Raw genomic sequence first — 23,906 nt, forward strand, 5'->3', positions numbered from 1 at the left:
TCACGCCCCCCAGCGCAGTGCGGCAGTATGGACGGGTGCGTCCCAGAGTTCGAGCATCTCGTCGTCGGCCCGCAGGATGGTCAGGGACGCCCCCTGCATCTCGAGCGCCGTGATGTAGTTGCCGACCAGGGAGCGGTCGATGGTCACGCCGAGCCCTTCGAGCAGCTGCGCGACCTTCCGGAACACTATGTACAGCTCGCTGGCGGGTGTCCCGCCCATGCCGTTCACCATCACGATCGTGCGGTCCCCGGACGCGAGCGACAGGTCCGCGACGATGGGATCCAGGAGCCGCTGCGTGATGCCGTCGGCGTTCTCCATGGCGATCTTGTGCCGCCCCGGCTCCCCGTGGATGCCGATCCCGATCTCGATCTCCTCGTCGGAGAGGTCGAAGCTCGGCACGCCGGCGTGCGGCACGGTGCAGGCCGCGAGGGCCACACCCATGGAACGGACGTTGTCGACGACGCGCTGCGCCACCGCGGTCACGCCATCGAGATCGTCTCCGCGCTCCGCGGCCGCACCGGCGATCCGCTCCACGAGGACCGTCCCTCCGACGCCGCGCCGGCCCGCCGTGTACAGCGAATCCTCGACGGCGACGTCGTCGTTCACGAGGACGGACCGCACGGTGACGCCCTCCGCTTCGGCCATCTCGGCCGCGGTCTCGAAGTTCAGGACGTCCCCGGTGTAGTTCTTGACGATGTGCAGGACGCCCGCACCGCCGTCGACCGCCGTGGTCGCCGGGATGATCTGGTCCGGTGTGGGAGAGGTGAAGACGGCACCCGGGACGGCGGCGTCGAGCATCCCGCGGCCCACGAATCCCGCGTGGAGCGGTTCGTGGCCGCTGCCACCCCCGGAGACGAGGCCGACCTTGCCCTGGACGGGGGCATCCTTGCGGGTGATGAACAGGGGCTCGGGGTGGACGGTCACGAGGTCGGCGTGCGCGATGCCGAATCCTTCGACCGACTCGTTGACCACGGCCTTGGGGTCATTGATGAGCTTCTTCATGGCGCTGCTCCTTGACTGCGAACGGACATTTGACAGCCTGCAGCCCGCCTCACATGGACCACCCTGGCCACTGTGAACGTTACCGCCCGTCCGGGGCCCCTGCCTATAGGCCCGTATGGCCCGTCCGGGCCCGTCACACAGCTGAGGGAGGGGCCCGGACGGGCGCCCTCCCTCAGGTGGCCGGTCCGCCCCGTGGGGGCGGACCGTGATGCATCAGTCGCGCTTGAACGCGTCCTTGACGTTCTCGCCGGCATCCTTGAGGCTCGAGCTGGCCTGGTCCTTGTGGCCTTCGGCTTCCATGTTCTCGTTGCCGGTGGCCTTGCCCAGGCCTTCCTTGACCTTGCCGCCGAGATCCTGGCCCTTGTTCCCGATCTTGTCATCCAGTCCCATGATTCGGACCTCCTTCAACTCGGTGTACGGCCACCGGTTCCGGTGGCCTGCCGGCATCCCCTGAGGAACGCTAAGCAGTCTTACCATATCCTTGAGCCCGGGTGGAGGGCCAGCGCAGCGCCCGGCGGGTCACAGCTCCCGGATCATGCGGGTGTTGCCGAGGGTGTTCGGCTTGACCCGTGCGAGGTCGAGGAACTCGGCGACGCCCTCGTCGTGCGACCTGAGGAGTTCGGAGTAGACGCGGGGGTCCACGGCGGACTGGTCGGCCATGACCTCGAACCCGTGGCGACGGAAGAAACCGACCTCGAACGTCAGGCAGAAGACCCGGCCGACGCCGAAAGCCCGGGCCTCCTCCAGCAGCTGCTCCACCAGGGCGTGCCCCACGCCGCGGCCGCGGGCGGCGGGCGAGGTCGCCAGCGTGCGCACCTCCGCCAGGTCCTCCCACATGATGTGCAGCGCGCCGCACCCGAGCACCTCGCCGTCGTCGGATTCCGCGATCCGGAATTCGGGCAGACCTTCGTAGTACGCCACCGTCTCCTTCGCCATCAGGATGCGCTCCTCGGCGAGCGGCTCGACGAGCGCCTTGATGGCGGGGACGTCCGAGGTGCGGGCGGGGCGGATGGTGAAGGACGCGGTCATCGACCCCATTCTACTGAGCGACCGTCACGCGGCAGACCCGACCGGGAACTCCCGGTCGAGCCGTCGAGCCGATGGATGCTGCGGTCAGGCTGCCTCCTCCGCATTGCGGCGCGGACCCTGCGCCGATTCTGCTGCAGCGCTGCGGCGCCCTGGCCGTACGCCGTCGTCCCCCTCTCCGTCGTCTCCTCCTTCGATCGCGCCGAAGACGGGATCGTCCGCGTAGGACTTCAGCTTCGCGAGCCGGTAGATGATGAGTCCGTAGACCGCCTTCGCAGCGATGTCGGCGAGGGAGTAGCCGCCCTGCTTGAGGACCCAGGCGTCCGCGCCGGCGATCCCCAGCAGGGGCAGGGCGTAGGCCACCGGGTAGACCAGCCAGCTGACCAGGAGCAGCATCCGCAGCCGGCTGATCAGGGACTTCACACCCGGGGGCTGCCGGTCGAGGGACTTCGTCAGCTCGACGAACAGCACGTACAGGATGAACAGGAACGGGATGGTCGACAGCACACCCCACAGCACGCGGGCGCCGTCGGTCGAACTGATCTCCCCGGGGTACCCGAGGAGGATCATCAGGGTCGCCGCGGGGATGAGCTGCCGCAGCAGCCGTGCCTGCACCGCGCGGGCCAGGGCGAGCACGGCGATGAGTTCCACGAGCAGGAGCGGCACCGTCAGCAGCCAGTCGACGTAGCGGTACCCCTCGTTGAACGAGGATCCCGCCGCCTGGGAATAGGTCCCACGGCCACCGACGGCCTCGGTGACGAAGGCCTCCCTGAACGAGTCGAAGATACGGAAGTAGTGGTAGGCCGCGATACCGCAGACCACCGCTGCGATGATCAGCGCCTGCCGGTACCGGGGAAGCACCCGCTGGAGCGCGAGTACCAGGAAGAGTGCGGTGAACAACTGTGCTGCGATGACGAGCGACAGGAAGTTGTAGACCGTATCGTATTGGCCCTGCGTCAGGGCGTCAGGAATCATGGACATGCTCCTTCGGACGGAATCAGTGGCATCGAACCCTGCACGCCGGTGGCGTCAGGACGATGGCCTGTTCCCCTCCGGGCGTGCAAGAATTCTACGCTCTGTAGAAAACTTGTCCAGAGGCAGCGCGTCACGATTCCACGACCCCGGCCGCGGGTCGGGGAGAGCCCGGGCTCCTCCCCGACCGCGCGGCTCCTACAGTCCGAGTTCCGGCGGCAGGTCGCGCTCCTCGCCCAGGAGATGGGTGGCGAGGAACGACTCGACGACCCCGTACCAGATCCTGGCGTGCTGGGGTTTGAGGATCCAGTGGTTCTCGTCGGGGAAGTAGAGGAATCGATGGGGCGTCTCGCCGCCCTCGCCGGCCGCCAGCTTCGACTTGGACAGCAGCTCGTACCAGAGCCGGAGGCCCTCGCCGATGGGGACGCGGTAGTCCTTGTCCCCGTGGATGACCAGCATCGGCGTGCCGATGTTCCCCACGTGGTGGTGCGGGGAGTTCTCCTCCCTGGCCTCCGGCGTCATCTCCCGCTCCCAGTAGAAGGCGGCATCCGTGGTGGGACCGAACTGGTCGAGGGCCCAGAGGCTCGCATGCGTGACGATCGCCGCGAACCGGTCGGTGTGACCCGCCACCCAGTTCGCCATGTAGCCGCCGAAGCTGCCGCCCATCGCGGCGACCCGTGTCTCGTCGATGTCGTCGCGCGCCACGAGGGTGTCCGTGGCGGCCATCAGGTCCGTGTAGGGAGCACGGCCCCACTGCCCCCACCCCCGGTCCACCATGTGCTGGCCGTACCCCGTGGAAAGCGCGGGATCGGGCAGCAGGACGGCGTAGCCGCGGGCCGCCATGATCCAGGGCGACCAGCGCCAGGTCCAGGCGTTCCACGAGCCGATCGGCCCGCCGTGGATCCACAGCAGGGCCGGCGCGGGACGGTCGGCGGAGGCTCCGTCCGGAAGCACCAGCCAGGACCTGACGGGCTGGCCGTCCTCGCCCACGGACTCGATCCGCTCCAGCGAGCCGGGCAGCTCGGGGCGCTCCGCCGGGTTGTTCAGGCGCTCCGTGCGGCCGGTCGCGAAGTCGATGCGGACCGCTTCCGCCGGGAACAGGTAGGAGCTGCGCAGGGCATAGGCCGTGGCACCGTCCGGGGACACGCGGACGTCCGTGTAGGCGGCGGCGTCCTCCGTCACCCGGCGCACCGCGCCGGAGGCGACGTCGATGATGAAGACCGGCGCACCGCCGTCGTCGTCGGCCGTGACGACGACGGCCGAACCGTCGGGCAGCCAGCCCGCGGGGGACGGCCAGCGGTCCCAGTCCTCCGCCAGCGCGGTGGGCTCCCCGCCGTCCAGCGGGAGCAGCAGCAGCGTGGTCCGGGGCGCGACATCCGCGGTGGTGCGGCGGTCCCTGACGACCACGAGGAAGCGTCCGTCGGGGCTGACGGGCCCCGGCGTGTAGTCGTTGTCGCGGTCGTCGAGCAGGACGCTCAGTTCCTTCGTGGCCAGCTCCACGCGGACGAGCACGGAGCGCTGGGATCCACGCTCCTCGGGCAGGGTGAGGGAGGAGAACAGGGCGGTCCCGTCGGGGTTCAGGACGGGATGGGCGTCCCTGAGACCGCCGCGCGCGGACGGGACGAGGTCGTCGGGCGATCCCTCGCCGTCGAGGTCCTTCAGCCCGAAGTAGCGGGGCTCGTCGGGTCCGAGGTCGGCGTCCCAGTAGCGGACGGGGTACCCGGAATGCAGGATGGCGGCGACGCCCGCCTCCTTGCGGGACTTCCGGCGCGCGGCGTCGTCCTCCTCGTTCGCCGATCCCGCGAGCGCACTGCCCGTCAGGACGACGACGTCGGCGGCCTCCGCCGTCGCCACCCCTGCCACCCCGCCCGCACGGGTCAGCACCAGCGACGCCTCGCCGCCCGTGGCCGGAAGGCGCCACAGGGCCGGGCGCTCCTCGCCGTCGGCGTCGTCCGGGTCCGGCCGCGACGAGGTGAACAGGAGGTCACCGCCGGCGAGGAACGCCGCCCCGGATTCTCCGGCGGAACTGCGGGTGAGCCGCCGTGCAGGCTGCTCCCCGGTGGGATCGACCTCCCAGAGCGCCGTCTGGTAGGCGGTCTTCTTGGGGTCGAGGGTCGCCACGGAGGTCACGAGCCGCGTGCCCTCCCGGTTGAGGACGAGCCCGCTCAGGCGGGGCAGGGCGACGAAGTCGTCGAGTGACGAGAAGGGGGTGGTCATGATCCATCTCTACCACCGCCTGTGGTCGCGGTCACAGGCGTTCACTCAGGGACGAATTCCGTTGCTAAGGGCACTCATCCCAGGTGGAAGGGCCCCGAGACGCAGCGAACCCGCCCTGGCGGACCAGGGCGGGTTCGGATGCTGGCGTCGGGGCGCCGGTCCTACTCGGGGACGGTCGCCTCGAGGGCTGCCGGTGCGTCCTCGATCTCCTTGGGAGCGCCGTGCCCGATGAAGGTGAAGCGTGCATCCGCACCCTCGCCCTCCACGTCGATGTCGATCCGCTCGCCCGACTTGATCTCACCGAAGAGGATCTTCTCGGAGAGCTGGTCCTCGATCTCGCGCTGGATGGTGCGGCGCAGCGGCCGGGCACCCATCGCGGGGTCGTAGCCGCGGGTGGCGAGGAGCACCTTCGCCGCGGGGGTGAGTTCGATCGTCATGCCCTTGTCGGCCATACGGCCGCTCAGGCGCTCGAGGAACAGGTCGACGATCTGGACGATCTCGTCCTGGGTGAGCTGCGGGAACACCACGGTGTCGTCGACCCGGTTGAGGAACTCCGGACGGAAGTGCTGCTTGAGCTCCTCCGTGACCTTCGCCTTCATCCGGTTGTAGCTCGTGCTGGTGTCGGTGCCGGACTGGAAGCCCGTCATGACGCCCTTCGAGATGTCCCGCGTACCGAGGTTGGTGGTCATGATGATCACCGTGTTCTTGAAGTCCACCATGCGGCCCTGACTGTCCGTCAGGCGGCCGTCCTCGAGGATCTGGAGGAGCGAGTTGAAGAGGTCGGCGTGCGCCTTCTCCACCTCGTCGAAGAGCACCACGGAGAACGGCTTCCGGCGGACCTTCTCGGTCAGCTGGCCGCCCTCCTCGTAGCCCACGTAGCCCGGAGGGGCACCGAAGAGGCGGGAGACGGTGTGCTTCTCGGAGTACTCGGACATGTCCAGCGTGATGAGGGCGTCCTCCTCGCCGAAGAGGAACTCGGCGAGCGCCTTGGCGAGCTCCGTCTTACCCACACCGGTGGGACCGGCGAAGATGAAGGAACCGCCCGGACGCTTCGGGTCCTTCAGACCGGCCCGCGTGCGGCGGATGGCCTGGGAGATGGCCTTGATGGCCTCGTTCTGCCCGATGACCCGCTTGTGCAGCTCGGCCTCCATGTTCAGCAGTCGCGAGGATTCGGCCTCGGTCAGCTTGAACACGGGGATGCCGGTGGAGTTGGCGAGCACCTCGGCGATGAGTTCCTCGTCCACCTCGGCGATGTCGTCCAGTCCGCCGGACTTCCAGCGACGCTCCTTGTCGCTGCGCTCGTCGTGGAGCTTCTGCTCCCTGTCGCGCAGCGCCGCAGCGCCCTCGAAGTCCTGGGAATCGATGGCCGATTCCTTCTCCCGCTTGACGTTCGCGATGCGCTCGTCGATCTCCTTGAGCTCGGGCGGCGCGGTCATCCGGCGGATGCGCAGGCGCGCCCCCGCCTCGTCGATGAGGTCGATCGCCTTGTCCGGCAGGAAACGGTCCGAGATGTAGCGCTCGGCCAGCGTCGCCGCGCTGGTCAGCGCGCCGTCGGTGATCGAGACACGGTGGTGCGCCTCGTAGCGGTCGCGGAGGCCCTTGAGGATCTCGATCGCGTGCGCCACGGAGGGCTCGGCGACCTGGATGGGCTGGAAGCGGCGCTCGAGTGCGGCGTCCTTCTCGATGTGCTTGCGGTACTCGTCGAGGGTGGTCGCGCCGATCGTCTGGAGCTCCCCACGCGCGAGCATGGGCTTCAGGATCGATGCGGCGTCGATGGCGCCCTCCGCCGCCCCTGCCCCGACGAGGGTGTGGATCTCGTCGATGAACAGGATGATGTCGCCGCGGGTGCGGATCTCCTTGAGGACCTTCTTCAGGCGCTCCTCGAAGTCACCGCGGTACCGCGACCCGGCCACGAGGGACCCGAGGTCGAGCGTGTACAGCTGCTTGTCCTTGATGGTCTCCGGGACGTCGCCGCGCACGATCGCCTGGGCGAGGCCTTCGACGACGGCGGTCTTGCCGACACCCGGCTCGCCGATCAGGACGGGGTTGTTCTTGGTGCGGCGGGAGAGGACCTGCATGACGCGTTCCATCTCCTGCTCGCGCCCGATCACGGGGTCGAGTTTGGATTCGCGGGCCGCCTGGGTCAGGTTTCGGCCGAACTGGTCCAGCACCACCGATCCGGCAGGGGTTCCCTCCTGCTGGGGGCCGCCCGCCGCTGCGGGTTCCTTGCCCTGGTATCCGGACAGCAGCTGGATGACCTGCTGACGGACACGGTTCAGGTCCGCCCCGAGCTTGACGAGGACCTGTGCGGCGACACCCTCACCCTCGCGGATGAGACCGAGCAGGATGTGCTCGGTGCCGATGTAGTTGTGGCCGAGCTGGAGGGCCTCCCGCAGGGAGAGCTCCAGGACCTTCTTGGCACGGGGGGTGAAGGGGATGTGACCGGACGGGGCCTGCTGGCCCTGGCCGATGATCTCCTGGACCTGCTCCCGCACGGCGCCCAGCGAGATGCTGAGCGACTCCAGCGCCTTGGCGGCGACACCCTCACCCTCGTGGATCAGGCCAAGCAGGATGTGCTCGGTGCCGATGTAATTGTGGTTGAGCATGCGGGCCTCTTCCTGGGCCAGCACAACAACACGACGGGCACGATCTGTAAATCTCTCAAACATCAGACACACACTCCTAGCTAACGCGTAATTCGATGCTACGGGTAAGGGGTGTGCTTTGGGTGCGTGTTCGCCACAGGCGAGATAACGCCGGAGGGCCACCGCTCCGGCGCCTCCTGGGGGTGGGTCAGTGCTGGGCCGCCCGGTACGCCTCGACGATCTCGCCGTTCACACGGCCGCGGGCGGAGACGTTGTAGCCGTTCTCCTTCGCCCACTCACGGATCCGGGCGGCCTCCTGGTTGCGGGAGGACGACGACGCGCCCGGGGTGCTCGAGCGCTGCTTGGACTGGCTCCCGCGGCGGGCAGCACCGACGTAGTCGGACAATGCCGACCTCAGTTCCGAGGCATGCGCCTCGGAGAGGTCGATCTCGTACGCCACGCCGTCGAGCCCGAACCGCACGGTTTCGTCGGCTTCTCCGCCGTCGATGTCATCGATGAGAATAATCTTTACCTTCTGCGCCACGGTGATCTCCTGGAATTCCTCGATGTGAATGTCTCATAAACAATTATGCTGCACCGTCAGATCGAGGTCAAAAAATAGCATTCCTATGTGGATCAGCTTTCCTGTTCGCCTTTTTCCTCTGCTGCCGTCTCCCGGTTCCGCGCGTCCTCGGCGTCCTGCAATTCCTCCGCGCGCGCCATGGCCTCGCGTTCGGCGCGGTCGGCGTTGAATATGGCCTTGATCACGAAGTAGAAAAGTACTGCCAAGCAGGCCGAGGGCAGGAGGACCGCCACATATTCCATGACTAGTGGCCGCCTTCCGGCTTGAGAATGGGGAAGAGGATCGACTCGCGAATTCCGACGTTCGTGAAAAGCATCACGAGCCGGTCGATTCCGAGTCCGATGCCGCCCATGGGCGGGGCGCCGTATTCGAGCGCCCGGAGGAAGTCCTCGTCGAGCTGCATGGCCTCGTCGTCGCCGGCCGCGGCCTGACGGGACTGCTCCGTGAGCCGTTCCCGCTGGACGACCGGGTCGATGAGCTCGGAGAAGGCCGTTCCGCGTTCCATCCCGCCGATGATCAGGTCCCACGCCTCGATCAGCCGCGGGTCGTCGCGGTGGGTGCGGGCGAGCGGCTGGGCCGACGGCGGGTAGTCGTAGACGAAGGTGGGCTGGATGAGGGTGGGCTCCACGATCTCCGAGAACAGCTCGAGCACCACCTTCTCGGCGCCCCACGCCGGGTCGAGGGAGACCTCGTGCCGCTCGGCGATCGCGCGCAGGTCCTCCACCGGGGTGTCCGGCGTGAGTTCCCGGCCCACGGCCGAGGACAGGCCCGGGTAGACGCCGAGCCAGGCCCACTCACCGTCCAGGTCGATCGTGCCCTTCGCCGTCTCGATGGTGCGCGACCCGAGCAGGTCGGCGCAGGCGAGGACGATCTCCTTCATGCGGTCCGCCATGACGAACTGGTCCGCGTAGGCCTCGTAGCATTCGAGCATGGTGAATTCCGGGCTGTGCGTGGAGTCCACGCCCTCGTTGCGGAAGATGCGTCCGATCTCGTAGACGCGGTCGATGCCGCCGACGACCGCGCGCTTCAGGTACAGCTCGAGGGCGATCCGCAGCGTCATCTTCTGGTCGAACGCGTTGAGGTGTGTGTCGAAGGGGCGGGCCGTGGCGCCGCCGTGGACGAGCTGGAGGACGGGCGTCTCCACCTCGATGTAGTCGTGGCGGTGGAGGGTCTCCCGGACGGTCCGCGTGATGGCGGCACGCGTGCGCACCATCTGGCGGGCTTCCTCGCGCACCATGAGGTCCACGTAGCGCTGACGCACGCGCGTCTCCTCGTTGACGCCGGCGTGCAGCGTGGGCAACGGGCGGAGGGCCTTCGAGGCCATGGTCCACGAATCGGCCATGACGGACAGTTCACCGCGGCGGGAGCTGATGACCTCGCCGTGCACCTGCACGTGGTCGCCGAGGTCCACGAGGGCCTTCCACTCGGCGAGGCTGTCGGCGCCGATCTCGGCGAGGCTCAGCATGACCTGGAGTCGCGTGCCGTCGCCCTCCTGGAGGGTCGCGAAGCACAGCTTGCCCGAGTTCCGGATGAACACCACGCGGCCGACGACGGCGGCGTGCTTCCCGCTCGACTCCCCCGTGTCGAGTCCGGCGAACTGCTCCCGGACCTCCCCCAGGGAATGCGTGCGCTCCGGCCGGACCGGGTAGGGCTGCGTGCCGGCGTCGAGCAGGGCTGCACGCTTCTGCAGCCGGAAGCGCATCTGCTCGTTGAGGTCGTCCGCGGGGAGGGTGTCGTCGTGGGTCACGGTAGACAAGTTTACGGCTCCCGTCCGGGCGTCCGGTGCCGGGGCGGGTCAGCGCGGGGCCGGCAGGGCCATGTTGTCGATCAGCCGGACGGCGCCCACCCGGGCGGCGACGACGGCGAGGGCCGTGTGCGGCTCCGGGCCGGGGTCCGCCCTCGGGACGAACGAGGCGGGGTCGACGACGTCGAGGTAGTCCAGGTCCACGCCCTCCTCGGCGGTGATCCGTGCGCGGGCGGCGGCGAGGTCGAGCGGTTCCCCGCGCGCTGCCCGTTCGCGCAGCGCGGCCAGCGTCCGGGACAGGACGAGGGCGGCGGAGCGCTCGTCGTCGGTCAGGAACCGGTTGCGGCTCGACAGCGCCAGGCCGTCGGCGTCGCGCACGATCGGCACGCCCTCGATGTGCACCGGCAGGTTGAGGTCGAGGACCATGCGGCGGATGAGGGCCAGCTGCTGGGCGTCCTTCTCGCCGAAGTACGCCCGGTACCGGGCGCGGGTGGCGGGCTGCGCCAGGTTGAGCAGCTTCGCGACGACCGTCAGCATGCCGTCGAAGTGGCCCGGCCGCGCGGCCCCCTCGAAGACCTCGCCCGTCGGGCCCGCACTCACCCGGACCAGCGGCTCCCCGCCCGGGTACATGTCCTCGACGGCCGGGGCGAACACGAGGTCGGCACCCTGGGCCCCGAGCAGCCGCAGGTCCTCGTCGAGCGTGCGCGGATAGCGCTCGAGGTCGGCCCGGTCGCCGAACTGCAGGGGATTCACGAAGACGGACACGACGACGACGTCGTCGGCCGTCCGCGCGGCGCGGGCGAGCGCGGCGTGGCCGGCGTGCAGGCCCCCCATGGTGGGGACGAGACCGAGCGAGGGCCGGCCGTCCGCCGCCCGGGACCGGGCGGCGTCCAACAGGGTGGCCGTGGCCGCACGGAGATCCGCGGGAGTGGAGACCAGGAGGGGGAGGGACGGGCTGTCGAGGCCGGTCGGGATCACGGGGGGTCCTTCGGGAGGTGGGGGGCCGACGCACGGTTGCGGTCCGCCGGTGCGGGAGGAGTCAGGAAGGACGGCCGTCGGGAGCGTCGGGGCCGGGAGCGTCGGGTGAGGACGGTCCGTCCTCGCCGGGGCCGTCCGCGAGGATCGCGAGGATCGCCTCGCCCCGGGCGGGCGAGAGGACTCCCCGTTCGAGGGCGCGCAGGGCCGTGGCACGCGCCATGCCGAGGTAGGCCTGGCGGGTGTCCGCCGCGTCGTGCGCCTCGAGCGCCGCCCGGTGGGCCCGGACCGTCCCCGCGTCGCCGCGCGCCACCGGGCCCGTGAGGGCGCCCTCACCCGAGGACAGCGCGTTCTCGAGGGAGGCCTTCATGAGCGGGCCGAGCAGGCGGTCCGGCTGCTGGACGCCGAGGTCCGCGAGGAGCTGCGCGGACTGGGCGGCGATCGTGACGAGGTGGTTCGAGGCGTGGGCCAGGGCCGCGTGGTACAGCGCACGCGACTCCTCCTCGATGACCACCGGCTCGGCACCCATCTCGACGACGAGCGCCTGGGCGATCGGCAGCACGGCGGACGGGGCCGTGACGCCGAACATGCTGTCCGGGAGGCGCCCGAGATCGAGCGACAGCCCGGTGAAGGTCATCGCCGGGTGGATCGCCAGCGGGATGGCACCGGCCGCGCGGGCCGGGCCCAGCACGGAGGTGCCGTAGCGCCCGGAGGTGTGGACCACGAGCTGCCCGGCCTGCCAGGCGCCGAGCCTGGCGAGTCCCTCGACCAGCTCCGGCAGGGCGTCGTCGGGCACCGCGAGCAGCACGAGCTCGGCCCGCTCGATGATGTCCGGGATCTCGAGCACCGGTACCCCGGGCAGGAGGTTCTCGGCCCGCTCGCGGCTCGCCTCGGAGACGGCGGAGACCCCGACGACGGCGTGACCGGCCGAGCGCAGGGCGGCACCCAGCACGGAGCCGACCCTGCCCGCGCCCACGATGCCGACGCCGAGCCGCCCCGGGCGCCGTGATGCGTCAGCGCCGACCATCGGGAACCTCCTCGGGGTCCCGGGACACCGGCGTGTAGCGCGGAGCGACGGGCATCACCTGCCGGGGAGCCACGGGCGCCTGACCGGGCTGCTGCGGGGCGCCGTCGACGGCAGATCCGTCCTCCGTGAGCGGCACCGCGGCCGGCTCGACGGCGTCGGGCCGCATCCACTGTTCGGGGCCGCTGCGGCGCCGCGCCTCGGCGGCACGCGCCGCCTGGCCGTGGAACAGCGCCCACGCCGTCGGGGCGTCCGCGAGGCTCACGCGCGGGCTGACCGGTCCGGGCGTCGTATGCAGGATCAGCTGTGCCACGCGGAAGCGGCGGTCTACGGGGCCCTGCTCGATCGCCAGCGACTGGGTCCGCTCGTGCGGGACCACGGCGAGCCGCCGCCACAGGACGCCGGAGCGCAGGAGCAGGGCGGTCCCGGTCACGGCGAACCCGGTACGCCGCCATGCCAGCGGCGCGAGCCACCGTGCGCGGCGGGGCGTGGTGACGAACCCCTCCCCGCCGTCGCGGCCCGCCATCCCGGCGGCGAAGAGCTCGACGGGCCGGTCCGTGCCGGGGTCGGGCAGGACGAGGGCGAGGATCTGCAGCACCTCGTCGCGCGTGCCGACGGGCAGGAGGGTGGCGCGCGCCTGCCCCTCGTTCGACGCCGACGCACCGTACCCTGCCACGTTCGCGGTCACGCGGTACCACCCCTTGAGCCGCCACAGCGGCGACTGCACGATCCCCAGCGCCTGCACGCGCCCGGGAGGCACGGTCTGTGCGCGGGTGTCCAGCAGTCCGTACCTGATCCGGAGGCCGTCGGGGGAGGTGGCCGCCCGGAAGTTGTACCCCGTGCTCAGGGCCGACCAGTAGGATCCGGCCACGCCGATCAGGATCGGGATGAAGGACGTCGCGACGATCGGGGTCCTGAACACCACGCCCAGGGTGACGATGACGATGGTCGCCACCACGAGGGCGATGCTCGTCCCGGACAGGACCGCCGATCCGACGACCCGGCCGGCCGGGACCACCACCACCTCGCGCTCGGGCGCCTCGACGATCTCCTCGGGATGCTCCGGATCGGGGTCCACCCCCGCGGCCCGGGCGAGGATCATGGCGCGCAGCCGGCGGGCGTCGTCGAGCTTCAGGAAGGCGAGCCGGACCGCCGACTCCCCGGCGTCGGCCACCTCGAACTTGAGTTCGGCGAGTCCGAAGATGCGGGCGAGGAAGGGCTGCACGATGTCGATGGCCTGGACCCTGTCGAGCCTCGCCTGCCGCTGCTGACGGAAGACGACGCCGGAGTGCACGCGGACGTGGTCACGCGTGACCTGGTAACGGGTGCAGTACCAGGACAGCAGGAACGCGGCGGCGATGATGACGACGACGCCGAGCAGGATCCCGACGGCCGCGAGCACCCCGAACCCCTCGGGGAGCGGGGAGCGCCCGCGCGGCCCCGGGCCGAACAGCCCCTCGAACCAGTCCCGGCCGACGATGAACAGGATGGCGACGAGGGCGATCCAGCCGCGCACGAGGGGCGAGATGACGTGCACGCGCAGCCACCGCTCGGCGGGGTCGGCCTGCGTGCCGGTGTCGCCCACCGCGGGCCGCGGCTCGAGCGGCGGTTGCTGCGGGTGCGTCACAGCCCTGCCAGCCGGGCTTGTCCGCGCGCCGAGAGCTGCTCGCGCAGCCTGGCGCCCTCGTCCGTCGGCAGCCCGGGGATCTCGGCGTTCGTGGCGGGAGACGCGGTATGGAGCTTGAGGGTGCAGATCCCGAAGGCCCGCTCGAGGGGACCGACGGCGACGTCGACGTACTGCATCCGGCCGTACGGCACCACCATGGTGCGCTGGAAGATCACGCCCTGGCGGACGAGGAGGTCGTCGTCGCGCTCGGCGTAGCCGATGGCCGCCACCTGGCGCGGAAGGAGCAGCCCCCGCCACGCCGCGCCGACGAGGACGGCGGCGGGCAGCCCCCAGGCCAGCCAGAGGGGAGGGAAGGTCTCCCAGACGCCGGTGAGGCGCAGGACGAGCGGGACGCAGGCCAGCACGAACCACACCAGTGATCCGATGAGCCAGCCGAACACCCGGACCCGCAGGTACTTCGGCGACACCCTGGACCACTCGAGCCCCGACGGGTCGATCGGTTCCCTACGCATACTCCCCCTCGCTCTCCCCGCCCGGTGCACCTGTGCCGTCGTCGTCGTCGGACGGGAGCCTGCAGAAGTCCTCGACCACCAATCCCACCATAATCATCACGATTCCGCCCGCCATGAGGGCCACCGACCCCCAGAGGGGCGCCACGGTGGAACGGACGGACAGGAGCGCCACCTGGTCGACGAAGATCCCCGCATGCCAGCCGAGGCTCACGGCGCCGGCGTAGGCGCAGGCCTGGGCGAGGACGAGGGTGCGGGTGGCGAGGATCGGGTCGAGCGGCCGGTCACGCTTGCCGCTGCGCCAGCGCAGCACGCGCCGGCCGAACACCAGGGTGATCGCGATGATCGCCGCCGTGGTGACGAGGGACGTCAGCGGGAGGGCCGGCGTGCCGTAGCCGTTGCGGGTGGCGAACCAGTTGACCAGCCAGCCGGCGAGTCCGGCCGCCAGCCCCACGAGGGCCAGCCAGCGGAACCGAAGAGTGCTCACGGGGTCCTAGACTCCCTCGAACGGCACCAGGCCCGCAAGGTCCCCGGCTTCCGCGGCGAGTTCGGCCACGGGCCGTCCCCCGAGCCGGGCACCCGCATCCATCCACGCCCAGGGCTGCAGGACGAAGGCGCGGGTCGCTGCGCGGGGGTGCGGGACGGTCAGGGTCTCGTCGTCGGAGACCCAGGTCCCGTAGGTGATGATGTCCACGTCGAGCGTCCTCGGACCCCAGCGGACGGTGCGCGTGCGGTGATGCCGTTCCTCGACGGCCTGGCAGTGGGCGAGCAGCTCGTACGGGCCCAGGTCCGTCTCGATCTCGATCACCATGTTGAGGTAGTCGGGCTGCTCCGGCCCGCCGACGGGCTTGGTGCGCACCACGGGCGACACCGCGTGCAGGCGGACGTCGTCCGATCCCACGAGGTCGGCGACGGCGCGCACGAGGGTGTCGCTGCTCGCCCCGAGGTTGCTGCCGAGGGCCAGCACGGACCGCACGGTGCTGCTCACGCCCGGCTCCTGCGCAGTGTCACGGCCACATCGCCGAACGGTACGGCGATGGGGGCCTTCGGTTTGTGGACGGTGACGTCGACGGCCGCCACGGGGAACGCCGCGAGGATCGCCGCGGCGATCGTCTCCGCGAGGGCCTCGATGAGGTCGAACGGATCCCCCTGGATGATGCCGTGCACCAGTTCGGCCACCTCGCCGTAGTGCGCGGTCCGGGCGAGGTCGTCGCTCGTACCCGCGGGCTGCAGGTCGAGGTGGAGCGTGAGGTCCACGGCGAAGGGCTGGCCGTCCCGGCGCTCGTGCTCGAAGACGCCGTGGTGGCCCGTGGCCGTGATGCCCGTGAGCTGGACCGTGTCGAGGTCCCCGGAGGGCGAGCCCGACCGGCCGGGGGCGGGCTGCACGGTCATGGTCGGCGGCCGGCGGCGGCGACCTTGACGGCGTCGAGCGTCGCGGCGGGGTCGTGCACGCGGACGCCCCACGCGCCGCCCGCGGCGGCCAGGGTCGCGACGGCGAGCGAGGCGTGGTCGCGCTCCACGGGTGCGGCCGTCTTCCCCGCGGCGGTGAGCAGGGTTCCGAGGAACCGCTTCCGGGACGCACCCACGAGGACGCGGTGCCCGAGCCCGGTGAAGGCGTCCAGGTTCTGCAGGATGGCCCAGTTCTGCTCGTCGGTCTTCGCGAAGCCCAGCCCGGGGTCGAGGATGATCTGCTCGGCGGCGACCCCCGCTGCGACGAAGCGGTCGCGCAGCGCGGTGAGCTCGCGCACCACGTCGGCGACGACGTCGTCGTACTCCGCCAGGCCGCCCATCGTCGCGGCGGTCCCGCGGCGGTGCGTCAGGATGTAGGGGACGTTGCGCTCGGCGACCAGCGCGGGCATCGCGTCCTCGTAGCCGGCGCCGGAGATGTCGTTCACGATCGAGGCGCCGGCGTCGAGGGCCTGCCGGGCGGTCTCCGCGTGCATGGTGTCGATGCTCACCAGGGCTCCCGCCTTCACGAGCGCCGTGATGACGGGCAGGACGCGCGCCAGCTCCTCCTCGACCGGCACCTCGCGGGCGTTGGGGCGCGTGGACTCGCCGCCGACGTCGATGATGTCCGCTCCCCCGTAGTGCATCCGCAGCCCGTGGCCGATGGCGTCGTCCGTCGAGGCGTACAGGCCGCCGTCGCTGAAGGAGTCGGGCGTGACGTTCAGGATGCCGAGGACGGCGGCGCGGTCCCCGGGGAGGTCCTGGACCGTCCTGGCGACGCGGACGGGCCGGATGACGGGCAGCGGCGAGGTCGCCGGTCCGGTTCCGGGCGTGGCGGCGAGTGAATCCATCGGGTCGGTCCTACCTTCCGAGTATGAGGCTCATGGCCTCGGCGCGCGTCGCCGTCTCACGGAGCTGGCCGCGGACGGCCGACGTGACGGTCTTGGCGCCGGGCTTCCGCACCCCGCGCATCGACATGCACATGTGCTCGCACTCGATGACGACGATGGCGCCCTTGGGTTTCAGGTGTTCCATCATCGCATCAACGATCTGGCTGGTCAGCCTCTCCTGGATCTGCGGGCGCCGGGCGTAGACCTCGACGAGCCGCGCGAGCTTGCTCAGGCCCGTGACGCGCCCGTCCGCCGAGGGGATGTAGCCGATGTGCGCCGTCCCGTGGAACGGCACCAGGTGGTGTTCGCAGGTGGAGTAGAAGGGGATGTCCTTCACCAGCACGAGCTCCTGGTGGTCGATGTCGAAGGACGTCGAGAGAACCTCGCCGGCGTCCTGGTGCAGCCCCGAGAACATCTCCGCGTAGGCCTTCGCCACGCGCTTCGGGGTCTCGAGCAGTCCGTCGCGCTCGGGATCCTCCCCGATGGCCGCCAGGATCTCCCGGACCGCCCGCTGGATGCGGAGCTGGTCGACGGGTGATCCGGTGGCGGCCAGGGCTGCATCCACCACTTCGTCGTCGAAATCTGTCACGGGTTCTCCCCTCAGGTGTGGCACTCGTCGCCGTCGGCCCCATGGCCGAGGGCGTCCCTCTGCAGGACCGGCCGTCCTACCGGTCGGTGCTGTCCGTGCTGCTTCGCGACCCGTTCTCCGACGCCTCGGGCGAGGGCAGCTCCGACTCGTGGACGTCGAAGTCGTTCGGGAGGTTGGCGTGGGCGATCTGGTCCTGCGGTGCCACGGTCTCCGGGGCGGGCTGACCCCCCTCGAGGGCTTCGGCGCGTTCCTTGCGCGAGGTGACCGGCGGCAGCGAGTGCACGGGACGGGTCTGCTTGGACAGCCAGACCTCCCGCAGCTCGCGCTTGCGGACGTGGGTGAAGACCTCGGCGATCTCGGCCTGGTTGAGCGTCTCCCGCTCGAGCAGCTCCAGGGCGAGGCGGTCGAGCACGTCACGGTTCTCGGTGAGGATCTGGTAGGCCTCGTCGTGCGCGTTGTCGATGAGGCGGCGCACCTCCTCGTCGACCACGAGGGCGAGCTGGTCGGAGTAGTCGCGGTCGCTGCCCATGTCGCGTCCGAGGAACGGCTCGCCCGCGCCCTGGCCCAGTTTCACCGCGCCGATGCGCTCGCTCATCCCGTACTGGGTGACCATCTTGCGCGCCGTCCCCGTGGCCTTCTCGATGTCGTTCGAGGCACCCGTGGAGGGGTCGTGGAACACGATCTCCTCGGCGACCCGGCCGCCCATCGCGTAGGCGAGCTGATCGAGGAGTTCGTTGCGCGTCACGGAGTACTTGTCGTCGCTCGGCATCACCATGGTGTATCCGAGGGCGCGTCCGCGCGGCAGGATGGTCACCTTGGTGACCGGGTCCGTGTTGCGGAGGGCCGCGGCCACGAGGGCGTGGCCCCCCTCGTGGTAGGCCGTGATCTTCCGCTCGAGCTCCTTCATCAGCCGGCTGCGCTTCTGCGGTCCGGCGATGACGCGGTCGATCGCCTCGTCGAGGGCGCGGTCGTCGATCAGCTGCGCGTTGGAGCGTGCCGTGAGGAGCGCCGCCTCGTTGAGGACGTTCGCGAGGTCGGCACCCGTGAAGCCCGGGGTCTTCTTGGCGACGCCCTTGAGGTCGACGCCGCGGGCCATCGGCTTGCCCTTGGAGTGCACGCTGAGGATGTGCTCGCGTCCCCTCATGTCCGGGGCCTCGACGCCGATCTGGCGGTCGAAGCGGCCCGGGCGCAGGAGGGCGGGGTCCAGGACGTCGGGGCGGTTGGTCGCGGCGATCAGGATCACGTTGGTGGTGGCGTCGAAGCCGTCCATCTCGACCAGCAGCTGGTTGAGGGTCTGCTCCCGCTCGTCGTTGCCGCCGCCCACGCCGGCACCGCGGTGGCGGCCGACGGCGTCGATCTCGTCGACGAAGATGATGGCGGGTGCGTTGTTCTTGGCCTGCTCGAACAGGTCCCTGACGCGGGATGCGCCGACGCCGACGAACATCTCCACGAAGTCGGAGCCCGAGATCGAGTAGAACGGCACGCCGGCCTCGCCGGCGACCGCGCGGGCGAGGAGGGTCTTGCCGGTCCCGGGAGGTCCGTAGAGGAGCACGCCCTTGGGGATCTTGGCTCCGAGGGCCTGGAACTTCGCGGGCTCCTGGAGGAATTCCTTGATCTCGAGCAGTTCCTCGACCGCCTCGTCCGCACCGGCGACGTCGTTGAACGTGACCTGGGGCATGTCCTTGGTGATGAGCTTGGCCTTGGACTTGCCGAACTGCATGACCTTGGAGCCGCCGCCCTGCATGCGGCTGAGGAGGAACCAGAAGATGACGCCGAGGATGAGGATCGGGAAGATCAGGCCGGCGAGGCTGAGGAGCCAGTTGCTCTCGGCCGGCTGGTCGGTGAAGCCGTCCGTGGCGGAGTCGTCGATCGCGGCGACCACGCCCTCCGCCCGCGCGGTGCTGTAGAAGAACTGGACGCTCTTGCCCATGTCCTCGTAGTCCTCGCGCAGGGTGAGGTCCACGCGCTGCTCGCCGTCGTAGATCTTGGCCTGGGAGACCTGGTCATCTTCGAGGAGCTGGAGCCCGATGTTCGTGTCGACGCGCGAGCTGCCCGTCCCGAACAGGCTGGGCAGGACCAGCAGGAGCGCCACGACGGCCAGGACGATCCAGAAGATGGGCCCCTTGAAGATGTTCTTGAATTTCATTCGTCTCAGGGCGGCAAGCCCTGTCCCTCCTGCTGATGCAAGTAAAAATGTGCGGGCGCGCTGCCATGCAGGTGCCCCCTGAGCACCTCAACATATACACCGTCCGAGATTGACCACGCGCGGATCAGGCCAATAGTTCCCTCTTGGCGTATCGGCGGCACGCGGCGGGGCGGGGGTCCTACTCGTAGACGTGCGGCGCCAGGGTGCCGATGAAATCGAGGTTGCGGTACTTCTCCGCGAAGTCGAGGCCGTAGCCGACGACGAACTCGTTGGGGATGTCGTAGCCGACGTACTTGACGTCGATCTCGACCTTCGCGGCCTCGGGCTTCCGCAGGAGGGTGCAGATCTCGACCGAGGCGGGACCGCGGGACAGGAGGTTGGCCTTGAGCCAGGAGAGCGTCAGGCCGGAGTCGATGATGTCCTCCGCGATCAGGACGTGCTTGCCCATGAGGTCGGTCTCGAGGTCCTTGAGGATCCGCACGACGCCGGAGGACTGCGTGCCCGACCCGTAGGAGGACACGGCCATCCAGTCCATCGTGATGTGGGAGTTCAGGGCCCGCGCGAGGTCCGCCATCACCATCACCGCACCCTTGAGCACGCCCACGAGGAGGATGTCCCGGCCCTGGTAGTCGGCGTCGATCTGGGCCGCGAGCTCGTTGATCCGCTGCTGGATCTCCTCCCGGGTATAGAGGACGTGCTTGAGGTCTGCCTGGACGTCGTTCGAATCCACCGATTACTCCTGGATTGGCCGGCGGAACTGCTTCCCGCCGGGACCGTTGTTGCTGCCATTGTTCCGTAGAACAAGACTGCCATAGCTTGGTTCTCCCCGGAGAACCGATCGCCCCCGCACCTGGCGGTGCACGCTGACCTTCCCGCCCAGCTGCACCGGACCCGCGGAGCCCTTCCTGTCCAGCAGCGACTCGGCGGCGCGGAGGCGCTCGAAGCTCGGCTGGTACGCGCCGAGGTCGAGGGCCGCGAGCGCGAGGACGCGCTGCCGGAGCGCTGCGGGCAGCGCGCGCAGGCCCTCCTCCGGCAGGAGCACCGCACCGTCGTCGCCCCCGGTGCGCAGGGACGCGTACGCCTCGGCGCTCAGCTGCTCGAGGAGGTCGGCGTCCTGCCCGAGGATGCGCGCCGTCCGCGCCAGCGCCCGGGCGATACCCGGCCCCAGCTGGTCCTCGAGGAACGGCAGCACCTCGCCGCGGACGCGGGAGCGCGCGTAGGACGGGTCGAGGTTGGTGGGGTCGTGCCACGGGTCGAGGCCGTAGAAGTCGCAGATCACCTCGGTGTCGGCCCGGCGCAGCTCGAGGAACGGCCGGAGGTAGGATCCGCGGCGCTCCGGCATGCCGGCCAGGGACCGGGTGCCGGAACCGCGGGCGAGGCCCAGCAGCACCTGCTCCGCCTGGTCGTCGAGGGTGTGACCGAGCAGCACGGCGTCGGCCCCGAGCCGGGAGGCGGCGTCGTCGAGCGCGGCGTAGCGGGCACCGCGCGCGGCGGCCTCCGGGCCCATGCCGTCACGCTCCACGGTGACGCGACGCACCTCGACCGGGTCGAGTCCGAGGCCCCGGGCCGCGGCGGCGGCCTGCTCGGCCGTGCCGGCGCTCCCGGCCTGCAGTCCGTGGTCGACGACGACGGCGCCCACGCGGCACCGCCCGGTGTGCACGAAGTGCGCCGCGACGGCGGCGAGGGCCAGCGAGTCGGGGCCGCCGCTGCAGGCCACGAGGACGAGCGGCAGGTGCGCGGGCTCCGGCGGCGTCCCGTCCCCTGCCGGCCGGACGGGCTCCGCCAGGAGTCCCTGGAGGCTCGCGGCGAGCAGGTTGCGTGCGGTGCCGACCGCCGGGAGCAGGCGCGGGCGCCTAGCCATGACGGCGCAGGCTCATCCTGTCGATCCACTCGTCGGGCGCGTGGATCTCCCGCTCGGTGGGGAGGTGCGACGCCGCTTCCCATACCGCGTTGAAGCCGTCCATCCCGGTCTGGCTGACGACCCTCCGCACGAACTTCGAGCCGTCGCTGTACTGGCGCATCTTCGCGTCCAGCCCCATCAGCTGCCGGATGATCTTCTCGAGGGGGCCGCGGGACTTGCCGCGGGCGTTGAAGCGCCGGCGGATGGTCTTGACGGACGGGACGATGCTGCCGTCCACACCGTCCATGACGACGTTCGCGTGGCCCTCGAGCAGGCTCATGACGGCGGTGAGGTGGGACAGGAGCGCCTTGTCCTCCGGGGCCTGCAGGAGGGAGAGCACGCCCGCGGGCCGTGGCGGCACACCCTCGGTCGCTGCACCCCCATCGCTCGGCACGGCCTCGCCGCGGGAGCGCGCCTTGGCCGCGGCGATGTTCCTGACGGCGGCGCCGAGCCGTTCGGAGAGCGTGTCCGCCTGTTCCATCAGGCCCGAGGTCAGCTGCCCGATGTTGCCGGTCATGTGGTCCTTGAGCCAGGGCGCTGCCGCGAACTGCACCCGGTGCGTCTGCTCGTGGAGGCAGACCCAGAGCCGGAAGTCGGACGGGTCCACGTTCAGCTCCCGCTCCACCGAGATGATGTTCGGCGCCACGAGCATGAGCCGGCCGCCGAGCCCGGTGCGCGGGGGGACGAACGGATCGTACTGGCCGAGGACCTTGCTGGAGAGGAACGCGAGGATCGCTCCGAGCTGCGCCCCCGTGACGGTCCCGCCGAGGGTCAGCGATGCGGACTTCAGGACCTCGGGGCGGGTTGCGGCGAGGTGGTCCAGTGCGGGTTCCATGAGGGCGCGGAAGCTCTGGGAATTGGCCCGGGACCAGGAGGCGCGGTCCACGATCAGCAGTTCGGAGTCCCGCAGGTCGCGGGCGGCGTCGAGCCGCGAGATCGTGTGGACGTGGTTCACGGACGCGCCCGCGAGGTGGCGCATGTTCTCCACGGCACGGTTGATGTCGGCCGGGGTCATGGTGGGTCCGGCGGGGGTCAGGGACGCGGCCGTGGAGGCTGCGACATCCCAGTTGACCAGCTGCGGGCGGGGCGTGGCTGACTCGTTCCTGGACATGCGCCTATTCGATCACATCCCGCCGACCGCGGCTCCCAGGGACGGATCGGCGCCACGACCCGGCTCGGCCACCGCTAGCGGCAGCCACACCCGGCGAGGATCGCGGCCGCACGGTCGGCGGCCGTCCGTGCCTCGACCGTGGTGCCGTCGAGCCCGGCCGCGAGGAAGGAGAACACGAGGAGGCGCCCGTCGGCGGTGACCACGTGTCCCGTGAGCCCGGTGACCGCGTTCAGCGTCCCCGTCTTGGCGCGGACGGTGCCCGCTCCGGCGGCGGCCGGCCCGTCCTCCGCCGTGAACCGGGTGGAGAGGGTCCCGGTGAGGCCTGCGATGGGCAGTGATCCGGCGATGGCCGCGACGCCGGGCCGTTCCGACGTGGTGATCCCGCGCATCAGTGCGGCGAGCTGGCCGGGTGAGAGGGCGTTCCGGGTGGACAGGCCGGCTGCGTCCCCGACCAGCAGTCCCTCGCCGGGGACGCCGGTCCTCACGGCGGCGGCCGCGATGGCCTCCGTGGCCCCACCGGACGAGGCCGGGCGTCCGCTCTCGCGTGCGGCGATGCGGGCCAGGGCCTCCGCGAGGTAGTTGTCGGAGATCTCCAGCATGCGCCGGACCTGGTCCTGCAGGGGTGCCGAGTCGACGGCCGCGAGCGGTTCGGCGTCCTCGGGCGCCGCCCGGCGCTGCACGTCCGGGACCACGACGATCCCGCGGTCCGCGGCCGCCGCCACGAGGGCCGCGGAGAACACGCGGGCCGCGTCGAGGGCTGCGTCCTGCGAGCGCGGCCCTCCGCTGCGCCCCTCCTCGAGCCAGGCGGAATCGACGGCCAGGGAGTGGACCGGGGCGATCTCGCCGGCCGCCACGTCCCCCTCCGCCCAGGTGGGGTTGAGGGTCGCCCCGACGAACAGGGTGTCGTCGAGGTACACGGTGTAGGTCCCCGGACCGGGCAGGGCGGCGGCCGCCTCGGCGGCGAGGGTCCCGAGGCCGGCCCGCCCGACGACGGCGTCCGGATCCGACGTCCCGGAACCGAGGAGGACGTCACCGCCGCCGCGGAGATAGAGGGCCCCGGGCGTCGACTCCGCGGCGAGGACCGACGTCGTCAGGACCTGCCCCGGCTGCCCGAACGTCATGACGGCCACCGCGGTGAGGAGCTTGATGTTGGAGGCCGGCGCCTGGAGTCGCGCGGCGTCCCGGGCGTAGAGGACGCTCCCGTCCGTGGAGTCGAGGACGGTCCCGGCGAAGGTGCCCGTGCCCGGGATCCGGAGGGCCGCGTCGAGCTCCGGCCCCAGCACGGCCGGGTCGGGGGCCGGGGCCGACGGCGAGAGGGGGGTGACGACGTCGGGCACGGCCACGGCCGTCGGCGGGACCTGGGCCGCCGGCGTGACCGGCGGTGCCACCGGCGTCGGCGGGGCCACCGCGGCCAGCACGCCCGGCGTGAGGTGGGTGGCCACGGGCACTGCGATCGCTGCCATGGCCAGGACCAGGAGGAGGCCGGCCAGCAGGCGGAGCGGGCGCACGGGGTGTCCTTTCGCGCAGTGCCGGGAGGAGCACTGCAGGTACGGAGAATGC

General features: G+C 70.8%; 23 protein-coding genes. All 23 read right to left on the minus strand.

The window, feature by feature from the left end; all coding sequences use genetic code 11:
* The 23 genes from dhaK to dacB all read right to left on the minus strand — a co-directional run bounded on the left by dhaK (position 1) and on the right by dacB (position 23,854).
* Positions 1–1,002, minus strand: a complete 1,002-nt coding sequence (gene dhaK / locus AC4D2F_RS15935) for a dihydroxyacetone kinase subunit DhaK (protein ID WP_490911469.1) — start codon at positions 1,000–1,002, stop codon at positions 1–3.
* 213 nt (positions 1,003–1,215) lie between these two features.
* Positions 1,216–1,392, minus strand: coding sequence for a CsbD family protein (locus AC4D2F_RS15940; RefSeq protein ID WP_104121868.1), 177 nt, complete (start codon positions 1,390–1,392; stop codon positions 1,216–1,218).
* A 129-nt stretch (positions 1,393–1,521) separates the two neighbouring features.
* The gene (locus tag AC4D2F_RS15945) at positions 1,522–2,031 is read right to left on the minus strand and encodes an amino-acid N-acetyltransferase (RefSeq protein WP_490911471.1); all 510 of its coding nucleotides are present in this window, start codon (positions 2,029–2,031) and stop codon (positions 1,522–1,524) included.
* 84 nt (positions 2,032–2,115) lie between these two features.
* Positions 2,116–3,003, minus strand: a complete 888-nt coding sequence (locus AC4D2F_RS15950; protein ID WP_490911473.1) for a bacteriorhodopsin-like — start codon at positions 3,001–3,003, stop codon at positions 2,116–2,118.
* Positions 3,004–3,198: 195 nt separating this feature from the next.
* Positions 3,199–5,217, minus strand: a complete 2,019-nt coding sequence (locus AC4D2F_RS15955) for a S9 family peptidase (RefSeq protein WP_490911475.1) — start codon at positions 5,215–5,217, stop codon at positions 3,199–3,201.
* A gap of 161 nt (positions 5,218–5,378) precedes the next feature.
* On the minus strand, positions 5,379–7,886 hold the full coding sequence (locus AC4D2F_RS15960) for an ATP-dependent Clp protease ATP-binding subunit (RefSeq protein ID WP_490911476.1): 2,508 nt from the start codon (positions 7,884–7,886) through the stop codon (positions 5,379–5,381).
* A 124-nt stretch (positions 7,887–8,010) separates the two neighbouring features.
* Positions 8,011–8,346, minus strand: a complete 336-nt coding sequence (locus AC4D2F_RS15965; protein WP_490911478.1) for a histone-like nucleoid-structuring protein Lsr2 — start codon at positions 8,344–8,346, stop codon at positions 8,011–8,013.
* Between the two features lie 92 nt (positions 8,347–8,438).
* Positions 8,439–8,627, minus strand: coding sequence for a hypothetical protein (locus tag AC4D2F_RS15970; RefSeq protein ID WP_104167447.1), 189 nt, complete (start codon positions 8,625–8,627; stop codon positions 8,439–8,441).
* A 2-nt stretch (positions 8,628–8,629) separates the two neighbouring features.
* Positions 8,630–10,132 (minus strand): lysine--tRNA ligase, encoded by a 1,503-nt coding sequence (gene lysS / locus AC4D2F_RS15975; protein ID WP_490911479.1) that lies wholly within the window; start codon positions 10,130–10,132, stop codon positions 8,630–8,632.
* 48 nt (positions 10,133–10,180) lie between these two features.
* A complete protein-coding gene (gene panC / locus AC4D2F_RS15980; RefSeq protein ID WP_490911480.1) occupies positions 10,181–11,107 on the minus strand; it encodes a pantoate--beta-alanine ligase in 927 nt (308 codons plus the stop codon).
* 61 nt (positions 11,108–11,168) lie between these two features.
* Positions 11,169–12,131, minus strand: a complete 963-nt coding sequence (locus AC4D2F_RS15985; RefSeq protein ID WP_490911481.1) for a Rossmann-like and DUF2520 domain-containing protein — start codon at positions 12,129–12,131, stop codon at positions 11,169–11,171.
* A complete protein-coding gene (locus AC4D2F_RS15990; RefSeq protein ID WP_490911482.1) occupies positions 12,118–13,755 on the minus strand; it encodes a PH domain-containing protein in 1,638 nt (545 codons plus the stop codon). Before AC4D2F_RS15990 ends, AC4D2F_RS15985 begins: the two co-directional genes overlap by 14 nt.
* The gene (locus AC4D2F_RS15995) at positions 13,752–14,267 is read right to left on the minus strand and encodes a PH domain-containing protein (RefSeq protein WP_490911484.1); all 516 of its coding nucleotides are present in this window, start codon (positions 14,265–14,267) and stop codon (positions 13,752–13,754) included. Before AC4D2F_RS15995 ends, AC4D2F_RS15990 begins: the two co-directional genes overlap by 4 nt.
* Positions 14,260–14,751, minus strand: a complete 492-nt coding sequence (locus AC4D2F_RS16000; RefSeq protein ID WP_490911486.1) for a DUF3180 domain-containing protein — start codon at positions 14,749–14,751, stop codon at positions 14,260–14,262. Before AC4D2F_RS16000 ends, AC4D2F_RS15995 begins: the two co-directional genes overlap by 8 nt.
* 6 nt (positions 14,752–14,757) lie before the next feature.
* On the minus strand, positions 14,758–15,252 hold the full coding sequence (folK, locus tag AC4D2F_RS16005; protein ID WP_104167457.1) for a 2-amino-4-hydroxy-6-hydroxymethyldihydropteridine diphosphokinase: 495 nt from the start codon (positions 15,250–15,252) through the stop codon (positions 14,758–14,760).
* A complete protein-coding gene (gene folB / locus AC4D2F_RS16010; protein ID WP_104167459.1) occupies positions 15,249–15,656 on the minus strand; it encodes a dihydroneopterin aldolase in 408 nt (135 codons plus the stop codon). The genes folK and folB overlap by 4 nt, the downstream gene beginning before the upstream one ends.
* Positions 15,653–16,561 (minus strand): dihydropteroate synthase, encoded by a 909-nt coding sequence (gene folP / locus AC4D2F_RS16015; RefSeq protein ID WP_104167461.1) that lies wholly within the window; start codon positions 16,559–16,561, stop codon positions 15,653–15,655. The genes folB and folP overlap by 4 nt, the downstream gene beginning before the upstream one ends.
* 10 nt (positions 16,562–16,571) lie before the next feature.
* Positions 16,572–17,189 (minus strand): GTP cyclohydrolase I FolE, encoded by a 618-nt coding sequence (folE, locus tag AC4D2F_RS16020; RefSeq protein WP_052274024.1) that lies wholly within the window; start codon positions 17,187–17,189, stop codon positions 16,572–16,574.
* A 76-nt stretch (positions 17,190–17,265) separates the two neighbouring features.
* Entirely contained in the window at positions 17,266–19,335 is a 2,070-nt protein-coding gene (gene ftsH, locus AC4D2F_RS16025; RefSeq protein ID WP_104167463.1) for an ATP-dependent zinc metalloprotease FtsH, read from the minus strand.
* A 178-nt stretch (positions 19,336–19,513) separates the two neighbouring features.
* Complete coding sequence (hpt, locus tag AC4D2F_RS16030; protein WP_104167465.1) at positions 19,514–20,065, minus strand: hypoxanthine phosphoribosyltransferase; 552 nt, start codon at positions 20,063–20,065, stop codon at positions 19,514–19,516.
* A 3-nt stretch (positions 20,066–20,068) separates the two neighbouring features.
* Positions 20,069–21,196: a tRNA lysidine(34) synthetase TilS gene (gene tilS, locus AC4D2F_RS16035; protein ID WP_490911487.1), complete on the minus strand. Its 1,128-nt coding sequence runs from the start codon at positions 21,194–21,196 to the stop codon at positions 20,069–20,071.
* The gene (locus tag AC4D2F_RS16040) at positions 21,189–22,346 is read right to left on the minus strand and encodes a zinc-dependent metalloprotease (RefSeq protein ID WP_490911488.1); all 1,158 of its coding nucleotides are present in this window, start codon (positions 22,344–22,346) and stop codon (positions 21,189–21,191) included. The genes tilS and AC4D2F_RS16040 overlap by 8 nt, the downstream gene beginning before the upstream one ends.
* 74 nt (positions 22,347–22,420) lie before the next feature.
* Positions 22,421–23,854: a D-alanyl-D-alanine carboxypeptidase/D-alanyl-D-alanine endopeptidase gene (dacB, locus tag AC4D2F_RS16045; RefSeq protein WP_490911489.1), complete on the minus strand. Its 1,434-nt coding sequence runs from the start codon at positions 23,852–23,854 to the stop codon at positions 22,421–22,423.
* Positions 23,855–23,906 lie beyond the last annotated feature (52 nt).

The organism is Arthrobacter sp. TJ-263, from assembly GCF_058269155.1.